At 63.5% G+C, this 12,447-nt stretch carries 8 protein-coding genes; 3 read left to right on the top strand and 5 right to left on the bottom strand.

Going from position 1 to position 12,447, the window contains the following annotated elements:
* Positions 1-433: 433 nt before the first annotated feature.
* The gene (locus FFK22_RS38665; protein ID WP_186002898.1) at positions 434-2,512 is read left to right on the top strand and encodes a mechanosensitive ion channel family protein; all 2,079 of its coding nucleotides are present in this window, start codon (positions 434-436) and stop codon (positions 2,510-2,512) included.
* Between the two features lie 450 nt (positions 2,513-2,962).
* Here the strand turns inward: FFK22_RS38665 and FFK22_RS38670 are convergent, their stop codons facing one another.
* From FFK22_RS38670 to FFK22_RS38690, 5 genes are all read right to left on the bottom strand, one after another.
* Positions 2,963-5,308 carry a tetratricopeptide repeat protein gene (locus FFK22_RS38670; RefSeq protein ID WP_138892722.1) on the bottom strand — a complete coding sequence of 782 codons (2,346 nt, stop codon included), beginning with the start codon at positions 5,306-5,308 and terminating at the stop codon, positions 2,963-2,965.
* 318 nt (positions 5,309-5,626) lie between these two features.
* A complete protein-coding gene (locus FFK22_RS38675; RefSeq protein WP_138892723.1) occupies positions 5,627-8,161 on the bottom strand; it encodes an arylsulfatase in 2,535 nt (844 codons plus the stop codon).
* Between the two features lie 90 nt (positions 8,162-8,251).
* Positions 8,252-8,935: a hypothetical protein gene (locus tag FFK22_RS38680; protein ID WP_221939195.1), complete on the bottom strand. Its 684-nt coding sequence runs from the start codon at positions 8,933-8,935 to the stop codon at positions 8,252-8,254.
* Positions 8,936-9,130: 195 nt separating this feature from the next.
* Positions 9,131-9,706, bottom strand: a complete 576-nt coding sequence (locus FFK22_RS38685) for a hypothetical protein (RefSeq protein ID WP_138892724.1) — start codon at positions 9,704-9,706, stop codon at positions 9,131-9,133.
* Positions 9,707-9,829: 123 nt separating this feature from the next.
* On the bottom strand, positions 9,830-10,639 hold the full coding sequence (locus FFK22_RS38690; RefSeq protein WP_138892725.1) for an outer membrane protein: 810 nt from the start codon (positions 10,637-10,639) through the stop codon (positions 9,830-9,832).
* Positions 10,640-11,725: 1,086 nt separating this feature from the next.
* Here FFK22_RS38690 and FFK22_RS38695 point away from each other — a divergent pair.
* The gene (locus tag FFK22_RS38695) at positions 11,726-12,010 is read left to right on the top strand and encodes a hypothetical protein (protein WP_138892726.1); all 285 of its coding nucleotides are present in this window, start codon (positions 11,726-11,728) and stop codon (positions 12,008-12,010) included.
* A gap of 126 nt (positions 12,011-12,136) precedes the next feature.
* On the top strand, positions 12,137-12,447 hold a 311-nt coding region (locus tag FFK22_RS38700), incomplete at its 3' end, for an IS6 family transposase (RefSeq protein ID WP_143956932.1).

A 12,447-nucleotide genomic window follows, 5' to 3' on the forward strand; every position in this document is an offset into this window, starting at 1 on the left:
TTGCAGCGGGCATCGGGCAGCAGCAGGACACGGCGATCACCCGCAAGGTCCAAAACGATCTGGCCGCCCATCGTGTCAGGCTGTCGGCGCACCGTCTGGGCCGTAAGATGGTCGCGCTGGAGCGGCTGGCCCGACAACACGTGATGGATGAAGTCGGACCCGTCGCAAAGGGATGAGGCGGCCGGCCCTATGAACGGGTTGTCACCATGCCGCATGATCCTCCTAGGCTACGAAACCCGGCGACCGACCGCCTATTTCTGGCGGCAGCGAACTCGCCGAGGGATGAGCCGTCGCGGGTGTCGGCCGGTCACCTAGGGAGGACAACAACATGTGGTGCGGTACGAGGCCCCTTTTATCGGGTGTCGTAATCGTCCTGCTCTCGCTGCTTATAGGACAGGCAGGCGTCCGGGCGGACTCGCCGCCACCGGCCGGGATGACCCAGCAACAGTATGACGAATTGGTGAAATCGGTCGGGGACTCGGTTGTCAGGACCCTCGCCGAGAAGGGGGTGATGCCGCCTTCGTCACCGCCGCCGCTGGCCAAACCAGTCGACGCCGATGAGGAGGCGCTGATGGCTGAGCGGGTCCGCGACATTCTCGGCAATGTTCCGAGGATCCTTGGTGGCTATCCCGACGTTTGGACGGATCTGGCGATCCTGCCAAGCCGCCTGGACAAGGCTGCAGGGGGAGGACACAGCCTAGGGGCCTATCTCGGCTTGCTCTCCTTGTCGCTGGCCGGAGCACTTCTCGCCGAAATATCCATCGGGCGCCTCACCCTGCCCAGACGCACCGTCATGGCCCGTCAGTTCGCCGCAACCGGAGGGATGTGGCGGGTCGCGGTACTGGCCATTCTGGATGGGCTTGCGGTCCTCGCTCTCTGGTTGGTGGTCCACCTGGCGCTCGGCACCTTTTTCGCAAAGGCCGGTGTGCAAACCCGGTTCGCAGCCATCGTGCTCACGGGACTCGTGACCTGGCGCCTGTTCCTGTTGTTCTTCCGGCTCTACCTGCGGCCCGAACTCGCCGCGGTGCGCCTCGCACCGGTCTCCGACGAGAGTGCCCACCACCTGTTCCGGCTGTACGGGGCCGCCGTTCTGATCTTCATCCTGGGAAGGGCTTGGATTGGTGTTCTGGTCTCGCCGCAGGCCATAGCGGCCGCCACCTTCACAAACAGCGTGATAGGGACCGCCGTCATCATATTCGTCATCCTCCGGACCCGAGCCGATGTCGGCGACTGGCTCCTCGGCCTTATCGACGAGGGTTCCCGTGGCAGGGGCGTCAAGTCCGCTGTCGCCCAGCGCTGGCATTGGGTCGCTCTGCCGATCATGGTCGCCCTCGGGCTCGCGCGCGCCTATGACGTACTGTCCGATCGCTTCGAAGTCCCGATCGGCGCTCTTCTCACGCTCAATATCTTCGTCGGGCTGCTGCTTGTTGAGACGCTGTTGTCCTTTATCGTCAGGACATATCGTGCTTCTGCCCCAGCCCGGTTCCAACGTCCTGCCTCTGGTCGGGTTTTACCGTTTCTGATCCGGGCAGTTCGCGCCACGCTCTGGGTCATGGCCGCCGCCGTGCTGGTTCGGACGTGGATCGTGGATGTGCTAGGCCTCGTCGACGAGCAGGGCTGGACCGAGCTCCGCCACGCTTGGTCCACGACCGTCGTGACCGCTCTGCTGGCCTACTTTGCCTGGGAAGCCGTCCACTTTGCGTTGGGGCGACGAAGCGACGGGCCGACGCCGATGCCATCGGGGCAGGACATCCAGGCGGGCCAGGCACCCGCCAGCGCCACCCGTCTCGAGACGATTGCTCCGATCCTGCGCATCGGGCTGGGTATCATCATCTTCATGACAGCGGCGTTGACAATACTGTCAAGCCTCGGCGTCAGCATAACGCCGTTCATTGCCGGCGCCTCGGTCTTCGGCCTCGCGATCTCATTCGGCAGCCAGACCCTCGTCCACGATATCGTATCGGGACTTTTCTATCTGGCCGATGACGCGTTTCGCGTCGGCGAATACATCGATTGCGGCAAGGCGAAAGGGACGGTCGAAGGGTTTACTCTGCGGTCGATTCGCCTGCGGCACCAGAGCGGCCAGATCCATACGATTCCGTTCGGACAGCTCGGCCAAGTCACCAATTTCAGCCGTGACTGGTCAACACTGAAGTTCAATCTGCGCTTCACCCGAGAAACGAACCTCGATGCTCTGCGCAAGGTCACCAAGAAGGTTGGCCTGGCGATGCTTGAGGATCCCGATTTGAAGGAGGATTTCCTGGAGCCGCTCAAACTGCAAGGGATAGCCGATGTTACTGACAATGCCACCGTCATGCGCTTCAAGATCACCGTGCGGCCGATCCGGCCGTCCTATATCCAGCGCGAAGCCATGAAGCGACTCATCGTGGCATTCAAGGAGGCCGGAATCGAATTCGCAGGTGGCTTCGTTGCGGTGCCGCCGGTCGGCGCTCCACCGACGCCCGTCGCCATCCCGGTAGCGGCAAGCACGCCGGCCATCAGAGCCAGTTGAGGTAATATTGAGCAGTGAGTCTCTGGAGCGCGTCGTATTGGAGAAGCCGCGGTGCTGTGGATAGCTGCGAAGACCGCGACCACGCGTCGTAGGGCTGAGACACAGCCCGCTCCAGAAGGGCGGGGCTTTCTTCCTGCTCTCATCGCCGAGGCCAGCAGGCGAGCTGCGCACATCGCACGCTCCACCTCACCTTCGCCGTCGGAAGGTCGGGCCGGGTCGGCTGGTGCCTTGGGGGTTGCGGCGCTGTCTGCCCCGCCGCTCGACACCCACTGCATGAGAAGTGTCATGACCGCCCACGGCTGGTGCGGACAGTCCGAGCTGAGGTGGCGAACATCCACTCCTGGGCTCGTTGCGGACGCCGCGGCGGGAGCGATGGCAATCAGGCCGCGCTCAGATGTTTCGTAGTTTCGAGCGGATGCGGCCGCCGTCTTCATGTAGTCCTACCTCCTGTTATTTCGCTTGAGCCCGAAGGACTTCGATGAGCCGGGCCAAATCCGGATCGGCCGGGACAATCCGGGCGAGCCGCTCAGCATATTCGAGCGCGGCTTTGGTGTTGCGCGCATCGCGATTGAAGTTGATCAGCGCCATCAGAAGGTCGCGATCACCAGGATGCAGAGCCAGGCTCGCCTTGAGGACCGTCATGGCTTCATCGGCGCGCCCGCTCGATCGCAGTCCGATCGCATAGACGAAGGCGTATCTTGCCTGATCCGGATCAAGTTCGGCGGCCCGGCGCAGTTCCTCGATCGCATCGCCGAGCCGCTGGAGCCGCACCAGCGTGAGGCCGAGCGCATGGTGTAGCGCTGCGTCCTGCGGCGACGCGGCAAGAGCCCGACGCAGCAGGCTCTCGCCTTCGCCATCTCGGCCGCGCTGCCGGTAGAGATCGGTGAGATTGATCGCTGCCGGCGAAGATCCAGGGCTGAGGTCGAGCGCTGCCTTGTACTCGACCTCCGCCTGGTCGACGAGTCCACGCTGGACTAGGAAGTTGCCGAGCTCAGCCCGAGCTTCGGGCCTGTCCGCGTTCAGTCGTTGCGCCGCAATGAACTCCGCCGCCGCGTGCTCGAACCGCTCGCGCTCGACCAAGGGAAGCTGCGTGGTCGGAATGCTCGCGAGCAGGACTGCGGCCCGGATGCGCACCCCTCGCACCTCGTCCGACAATGATGGCGAACCAAGCGTCCACCGCAGTTCGGGCGGCGCGTTCTCGAGCATGTCGAGCGCGCCGATGCGTACGATCGGATCGGGATCGGCAAGGCCGGCGCGTGCGAGATCGATATTGGCGGGCGTCAGATGTGAGGCGAGTTCCGTCAGGGCGCTCGCCTTGGCAATTCCCGGCGTGCCGGCATCGGCAGCGACGGCCGCGAGCAATTGCTCCGCTTCCGGCTGTCCGCTCCAGGCCGCGTGAAACGCCTCGGCATAGGTCTGATGCCCTTCGCGACGCGGTCCGTACCAGCGCTCGACCGCCGATGCTGCCCATTCCGCCGATTTGTCGGTGTGGCAGTCGGTACAGGCATTGGGGATCCCCAGCTTGACCGACACGTCTGGCCGTGAGATGCGGAAACTGTGATCGTGGCGCCGATCGATGGTCATGTAGGTGCGGGCCGGCATGTGGCAGGAGCCGCAGTCGAGCGGCGGGTCTGCTCCTGCGTGGTGGTGATGTGTCTCGGCGGCATACCGGTCGGCGGCGTGGCACTGCAAGCAGGTGGCGCCGCGAGAAACCCGCAGCGCAGCGCTATGCGGATCGTGGCAGTCACTGCAGGTGACGCCGGCGGCGAACATCCTGCTCTGCTTGAACGAACCGTAGTTGTAGACCTCGCCCTGCATCTGACCGTCAGCCTCGTAGAGTCCGCGGTCGAGGGTCGAGACCGCATGGGTATCGGAGAGCCAGCGGCCGGGAATCCAGTCTTCCGACAGCGCTCCGCGCCGCGCATGGCAGAGCCCGCAGGTCTCGACCTCCTTGCGCAGGATCTGAGGCGCCGTGCCGCGCTCCGGCAAGCCGGTGGTCGGATGCTGCTGCCAGCTCACACCCGACCGTTCGTCGAACCGCACCAGCAGGCCCATCGACGGATCGTCACGCTTGCCGAACGGCCACCACCAGCTTTGCCTGTCCTTCGCCCAGCGGACGTGGCGCGAGCCCTGGCCGTGACAGGCTTCGCAGCCGACGCTGATCTCGGCCCAGGTGGTGGCGAAGCGGTCGTTCGCCGCATCATAGTTCTTGTGCACGCCGGTCGAATGGCACTCGGCGCACATGAAGTTCCAGTTCTGGTTCAACTTGGTCCAATGCAGGATGTCGTCGTGGCCGATCGCCTCGTTCGGATAGAGATGAAACCAGCGCTGGCCGCCATTTTCCTTCGGCCGACTGTCCCAGGCGATCGACAGCGCCTGCAGGCGGCCATCAGGGAATTCGACCAGATATTGCTGCAGCGGGTCGACGCCGAACGTGTAGCCGATCTCGAACGTGGCGAGCGCGCCGTCGGGCCCATCGGTCTCGACGAGAAACCTGCCGTCCTTGCGGAAGAAGCGGGACCGCACGCCGGCGTAGTCGAAGCTTGCCTCGTTGAAGTCGCCGAGCACCGACGTCTCGGTCGCATGATCCATCGCGTGCTTGTGCTGCGATGCGCGCCAGAGCTGCGCCTCGGTTCGGTGGCAGTCCGCGCAGGTTTCACTGCCGACGAATGCCGCCACCGCGTCCGCGGGCGGGTTGGCAGGCGGTGACGGGTCCCCGTCGTTTGAGGCGAACTGAACGGCCAGCCCACCCCCGACGACGATCACCGCTGCGATCGATGCCGCGATCCACGTCATACGCCCTGGGAGCCTGCCGGCCGCAGCGCGGCGAGGTAGATCGTTGAGCGTCTTGCTCGCGCGCGCGGAGCCGACGGGTCTCTCCGGAAATCGACGCTTTGGGGGTGGCTTTCGCGTGCTGCGTGTCAACGCCGCACTCCTAGATCATCGGGCGGTATCATATCTGTATCCGGCTGCAGCGGTCAGGGTCGACAGTGCCGACCAGAGCGAGTGCCATGCCGGCGGTTGAGGGAAGCAGTCTGGCCATCTTTTTTTGATCGGTGGGCCTGAGGACTGAACTCAGGCCCACACGTGGTTCGCGACGAGCGGCGGGTTGGACTATTGCGGTCCGGGCTGCACGTGCTTGATGGTGCTGCCATCGACCGCAACGGCCTGCGTATCCTCGAGTTTCTTGATATCGTCCTCGCTGAGGACTGGACGGTCTACCTTGAGCGTCAGCTTGTTGAGCTTGGCGGTCAGGGCGAACGGCGGTTGGTAGTCGGCGTCGTTCACGCCGGTGAGCGTATCGGAGCCGACGTCGAAACTCTCGTCCCACTGGAGGATCATCGGCAGGGTGCGTTCCATCGTCTGGGTCGCCACCGCATTCCCATCCACCATCAGGGTGCCGGTGCCAGGCCGGCCGACGCCGCTGAAGTTGTTGAAGGCAAGTGTGCCGGCGCCGAGCCCATCATACTTGAAATCGAACTCGATCACGTGCTTGCCGGGCATCAGTGCCTCTGGCCCTTCCCACTTGATTCGCTTCAGGTCGACCAGGTTCCACAGGAAGACCGGCTTACCCTTCAGCAGGTAGAAGCCATAGCCGCCGAACCGTCCGCCCGAGGTCAGGATCATGCCCTCGGCACCGCCCTCTGGCACTTCGATGTCGGCGGTGATCGTGTAGGAGGTGTTGAGCAGCAGCGGTGAGTCACCCTGTGGCAAGCCCACCATCGGATGGGTGTAGCTGAACTCGCTGCGGCCGGCCGTGATGTTCGGGCGCGGCGCAACGATGCGGGCCGCGACCGAGGCGTCCATCGGGAAGACCTGGTACTTTTTCGCCTCCGCGATGAACAGCTCCTTCATCTCCTTCACCTTTTCGGGGTGCTGGTCGGCGATGTTCTGAGACTGGCTGAAGTCCTTGGTGAGGTCGTAGAGTTCGAGCACCTGATTGTTGAGCGGGTCGGGATTCGCGGGACCGAACGCCTCCCACGGTGCGCGGTTCACCTTGGTGCTGAGCAGCCAGCCGTCGTTGTACAGCGCCCACTGCCCAAACATCTCGAAGTATTGGATCTTGTGACGCGACGCCGCGGTGGCGTTCTCCTTGTCGAATGTATAGGCGAAGCTCGTGCCCTCGATCGGCGCCTGTTTGATCCCGTCCACCGTGTCGGGGGCGGGAATGCCGGTCACCTCGAGGATGGTCGGCACCACGTCGATCACGTGCATGAACTGCTGGCGCAGACCGCCCTTGTCCTTGATGCGCGCCGGCCAGGAAATCGCCATGCTCTGGCGGACGCCGCCGAGCTTCGAAGCGTTCTGCTTGAACCAGGTGAAGGGCGTATCGAAGGCCCAGGACCAGCCCGCCGACATATGGTTGTAGGTCTGCTCGGTACCCCACACGTCATACCACTTCATCTGCACGTCGACCGACATCTCGTTGATGCCGTTGAAGAACGCGACCTCATTGGGCGTGCCGAGCGGACCGCCCTCGGCGCTCGTGCCGTTGTCGCCGTTGATGTAGATGATAAGCGTGTTGTCGAGCTTGCCCATGTCCTCGACGGCCTGGACGACACGGCCGATCTCGTGGTCGCTGTAGGCAGCGTAGGCGGCGAAGACCTCCGCCTGCTTGATGAAGAGCTTCTTCTCTTCTGCTGTCAGATCGTCCCAGTTCTTGAGGACGTTCGTCGGCCAGGGCTCCATCTGCGTGTCCTGCGGGATCACGCCAAGCTTCTTCTGGTTCGCGAAGATCTGATCACGAAGCTTGTTGTAGCCCCCATCGAAGAGGTGCATCGCGTGGATCTTATCCACCCATTCCTGGGTCGGATGGTGCGGCGCGTGGGTGGCACCGGGCGCGTACTTGATGAAGAACGGCTTGTCCGGCACCGTCTGATTGAGCCGGGTCAGGTAATCGATGGCGTCATCGGCCATCGCCGTGACCAGGTTCCAGCTCGGCTTGCCTTCGAACGGGTAGATCTGGGTCGTGTTGCGGAACAGGTTCGGCTGCCATTGGTTGGCATCACCACCCACGAACCCGTAAAAGTACTCGAAGCCCATGCCGGTCGGCCACTGGTCGAATGGCCCGGCCTGGCTCGCGGCAAATGCCGGCGTGTTGTGGTCCTTGCCGAACCACGCCGTGGCGTAGCCGTTATCGAGCAGCATTCGCCCGATGGTGGCCTTGTCCTCCGGGATGATGCTGTTGTAGCCCGGGAAGCCCGTGGACTGCTCGGAGATCACGCCGAACCCGGCCGAATGATGATTCCGCCCGGTGATCAGCGCCGCCCGCGTCGGCGAGCACAGCGCGGTCGAATGGATGTTGTTGTAGCGGAGACCGGCATTTGCGATGCGGTCCATCGTTGGTGTCGGGATGACGCCGCCGAACGTACTCGGCACACCAAACCCGGCATCGTCGGTGATGATCAAGAGCACGTTCGGCGCCTGTTTCGGCGGCACGATGCGCGGCGCCCACCACGGCGTCGACTGGAGGGCATCGTCCTTGATCACGCCGCCGAACGACGGTTCGGGCGCCGGCAGCTGCGTGCCGTCGATCGTGGTCGTGGCGCCGGGCGAGCCTGGCGTGCCGGTCACGGTCTGTGCGCTTGCCGTAGCAAAGGCCAGGGTCATCAGACACAATGCCGAAAGGAGAAGATTGGCGCGTTTCATTGTCGTTTCCTCTCCAAAAGTAAGTGTGTTCTTAATGAGGTGTTGCCGCCGAATCGATGTGATCTGGGTCGTGACTTCCCGACGTTGCAATTAATAGCAGGGCGGGTAAGGGTAATGCCCACACGCCGGGTGGTAGTACGGAGCGTGGTAAGGGTGGTAGTAGGGAGCGGCTGCTCCGCGGTACCAGGCGGCTCGGTACGCGCTCCGACGCGCGACACCGGCGAACGACAGCGGTGTGAACGGCAGGCCGATGATGTCGATGAAGACCGAGGCGGGCCCGTCGGCACCCGAGAGGTCGCCCTCGAGCACCTCGACATTGAAGGCCAGCGTGTCGCCGTCCAGCTTCGGATCCTTCAGCACGACGACAGCGTCGCTCACGCTCGATGCGTCGCTGCTCAGCACCGACACGGTCGCGTTCGGTGGATCTTTGGCAAAGGTCCCGCTCCCCGCCGTCCACTCCCGCATCAGATGCGCCGTGAGCGCGTGCCCCGCGGCACGCACCGGACGATCGGCGAAGACGATCGCGTTCGGCGATACGCCGGTCAGCGTGAGAGTCGTGCCGACGAGGCTGGCGCCTCGCGCATTCATCACGATCAGCGACGGCACCGTTTCCTTTTTGGTCGGAGCGCCGATCGTCTTCTGAGCAGGCTCGCTGATCGCATCCTGGGCCAGCACCGGCCCGGCCGCACCGAGCAGTCCGGCCACGATAGCGACGACCCACACGCTTGAAGACCGCTTGGCGTTCCCGCCCTCGGCTCGAGACAAATCATGCATGGCATAGCCTCCCTGGATTCCTTCGTGTGGTTCGCCGCATCGGCTTCCGTGAAGGTCGTTGTGGCGAGTTCGAGGTCTGTGACGCGGTTTGGGGCGGGCCTTCAGCGGCAGAGGGGCGCCGATCGGACATTCGATGCCATCCTCCAGTCGGAACATTCCTGCCGTCCGCAATGACGCCACTCACGAAACTGGCTGTTACCGGAACCCGGGACCGCGCAGGCCGACGCCGACGCCGTGAAAGCCGACACCAACGCCGCCGCCCAACCCAATCCAGTCGATGAAGAGCGAGGTCGCGCCGCCGCCCTCGGGAAGTTTGCCGTCAATGAGCCTGTAGCCGTAAACAAGATCAGCACCTTCGACCCTTGGGTCAGTGATCTCGACAACGGCGAGCATGTTGTCCGCTTGCCCTGGCTCATAGACGGACAACGTGGCGTTCGGCGGGTCGTTGCCGAAATTGTCTTTGCCGGCTTTTCTGGTCCATTCATTGAGATAGTCGGCCATTTTGAGATGTCCGGCGAGACGGACCGGCCGATCTGAAAAATAGAGCGTCTGCTGTCCCACATTCACAAGGCGGAGGGTCTTCGCCGCTGTGTCCACTTTGAGATCGTCGGCAATCTGGACGAACATGAGCATTGGCTTTGGTTCGTCGGCACTCGCATTGCCTGCGGCAGCGAGTTGCAACCCAAGACCGGCGATGGCGGTCAGGGCGGCGGCCGAGAGCAACGTTCGGCGGAATTGGCTAACGTGCCTTTGGTTGTTGTCCGGTTTCATGACATATGTCCTTGTGATGCTTCGTGCTCCGTTCAGTCGAAGGTTGGTTCCTTATTATCAGATATATATCATTGCCTGGTTATTTATACTTTGCTGCATCCGGCGATATAGATCTGGCGGCATCTAGAATCGAATCGTGACGCCGAGGACCGGCCCGTAGAGCGCCAGGTCGTCGAGCGGCGCATGGCCGTTGAAATCGTAGCCGAGGTAGCGATAGCCGACCGCGCCCGAGATCGAGTTGCTAAAGCTGTACTCGACGGCGCCGAGCACCTGCCAGGTGAGGTCGGAATTGCCGGCGCCGATATCGGCATAACCGACCAGCGAGAAGCCGTCGCCGAGTTCCACCCCGGCGCGGACCCCGACGAGGCCGTCGACGATCGTGGCACTGTCGCTGAAGCCGCGCGAGCGCCCGAGTGGGCCCTGACCTTTGAAGTCGGTATCGACCCACAGGCTCAGGATCCGTGTGCCGACCACGAGATCGACACCGAGCTTCGGCTCGTCCACCACCCGGGCGGTGGCGCCGACCGTGGCCACAAGCGCCTCCAGGTTGGTGTGGTACCTGGTCCTGAAGGGCCCGGACAGGTTGCCGTCGCCGCTGAGGGACACGTAGTCGAGATCGACCAGCAGGCCGATGCGTTCGTAGCGGACCGTGCCGACGATCATGCCGGCGAAGTCGAGATCGCTCAGGATGTCGGAGAAGTCCTTGTCGATCGACAGCGAGGGGACGCGACGGGTGCCGCGGGTGCTGCCGCTGACCGAGGGCAGCCAGGCATAGGGCGTGATCCGGACAAACCAGGGCCCGACCGCCGTGCTCGCGGGTGGGGGGGCAGTGGTGTTCTGAGCTGCCGAAGGGTTTGTTGGAGCGATCGCCAGGGCCAGAGCGACGACGCCGGCAGAGACGACATCTCCCAAGCGCTTCTTGATCCTCGCCATCGCTGTTCCCCCCATCGGCGCCCGCCCATTCATCGGAGCTGGTCCTGTTGCCGTTATCCAGTCGGCAACCGCGCATTATCGCGGGAAGAGACGCTCATACTTTGATCCGGATCAAATCCGGCACGCAAAAAACCGATAACGTTGAACAAATAAATTCTTGCATACCATAAGCCGAAAGTACAGTTTTTAAATACGTATCGACCGCATGTAGTATGGTGTCGTCAAATCAGGTGCCCAATGTGCCAGTGATCGATTCTTGCGCCGAACTAGAACGTCGGACATGTCGCCCGTGATCCGTGGAGCGTCAGTCCCAGAGAATCGGGGGATTGGATCGCCTACAGTTGTTTCGACCTTGATCCCCAAGCGCTATGTCCTGTCACCTGTGCAGACCGGACGGGGTGATGACCCACTCCAAGATCCGCTCGTTACCCTCTGCGGCCGTGGGGGATGGGATGACGCTGTGCCATTTTGCCGATCGAGAGGCGATCGCTGCCGGTTTCTCGACGTAGGGATCGAGGGCAACGTCAGCCCTGAACCGACCAGTCCGCGTGGGTCAGCTTGCATCGAGGAGCCCACCGTCGCTTTGGCCGGGCTGGCGGCCCGTTGATCGTGCGTCGGCGAGCACGAGCGTAGATGGTTGCGAGTCCCGAGCGCCGTGAAAGGCGGCGCTTTCCAGTGGGTGAGAGTTCCACCCGGCGAACGCTCCAGCCGGAAGCAACCGGAGCAGGCATGGAGGGGGCCATGGCAAACCGCTATGCTGATCGCCAGGGTCCCGCAAGGCCGCGAACGTGACAAGCCCCTCCAGGGGGCACCGGCGGCGATGAACGCCGCCTCGAAGGGCGCCAGCAGCCGGTTCGCGATCTGTTTGTGATAGCCGGCGGCGGCGAAGGCCGCTGCCAGAAGGGCTCGCGCTCGGTATATGAACGGCGAACCTCGCACCGATTTGATGCAGGTCAAGTTCGGTCGTTTCCGGTTGGGGCACGCTTGATTGACGGGAACATCGAAAGCGTGCGTCAGGAAAGCCGGTTACGCGGCGGGCGCGGTGTGGATCCTGCGCTGGCTTTGGAGCCCGGTTGGAGACGTGAAATGTCTTACATCCTTTATGTGCCTGGGGAGTCGCCGCATCCACTGCGCTGGACCGACATGCACCCCGAGGTTGCTCATGGCTGCGGAGCCTTGGTCTATGAGGAGACCGGCAGCCTTCTCAACGGCGAGGTCTTCCGAAACCTCCGCGATTCGCGCGGTGCGTGGCTGGAGACGGATCGACCGAATCACGCGCGTTGGGCGCTGAACCTGACCTCGGGTGAATCTCTCACTCCTTCAGCGCAAAGCCAGGCACCGGTGACGCACCACCCCACGGAACAGCCTTAGCCTCGATCGCCTCGGAACGGAAGTCGGTCACGAACGGGTTCAGCGTCACGAAGACGAGCGTGGCTTTGGTGGGGGTTGTCACGTTCACGGCCTTGCGAGGTGCCCGTGAGGAGCGTAGCGGTCGTTATGACCCCGCCTGACTATGCCGGTTATCGCTTTCCATCTGACGTGATCCAGCGTGCCGTCTGGATGTACCTTCGTTTCACCCTGAGCTACCGCGACGTCGAGGACCTGCTCGCCGAGCGCGGCATCGAGGTGTCGTACGAGACGATCCGCCGGTGGGTGAGCGCGTTCGGCCCGATGATCGCCCGGCGCCTTCGCGCGCAGCGGCCGGCGCCGCACCGGCGCTGGCACCTCGACGAGATGTTCGTCCGGATCGGCGGCAAGCAGATGTATCTCTGGCGCGCCGTCGATGCCGAGGGCGAGGTGCTCGAGGT

Origin of the sequence: Mycobacterium sp. KBS0706, from assembly GCF_005938675.2 — a bacterium.
Lineage (GTDB): Bacteria > Pseudomonadota > Alphaproteobacteria > DSM-16000 > Inquilinaceae > Inquilinus.

Coding starts and splice junctions, on each gene's coding strand:
- FFK22_RS38665 (WP_186002898.1), top strand. CDS start 434: ATGACCCAGCAACAGTATGACGAATTGGTGAAATCGGTCGGGGACTCG.
- FFK22_RS38670 (WP_138892722.1), bottom strand. CDS start 5,308: ATGACGTGGATCGCGGCATCGATCGCAGCGGTGATCGTCGTCGGGGGT.
- FFK22_RS38675 (WP_138892723.1), bottom strand. CDS start 8,161: ATGAAACGCGCCAATCTTCTCCTTTCGGCATTGTGTCTGATGACCCTG.
- FFK22_RS38680 (WP_221939195.1), bottom strand. CDS start 8,935: ATGCATGATTTGTCTCGAGCCGAGGGCGGGAACGCCAAGCGGTCTTCA.
- FFK22_RS38685 (WP_138892724.1), bottom strand. CDS start 9,706: ATGAAACCGGACAACAACCAAAGGCACGTTAGCCAATTCCGCCGAACG.
- FFK22_RS38690 (WP_138892725.1), bottom strand. CDS start 10,639: ATGGCGAGGATCAAGAAGCGCTTGGGAGATGTCGTCTCTGCCGGCGTC.
- FFK22_RS38695 (WP_138892726.1), top strand. CDS start 11,726: ATGTCTTACATCCTTTATGTGCCTGGGGAGTCGCCGCATCCACTGCGC.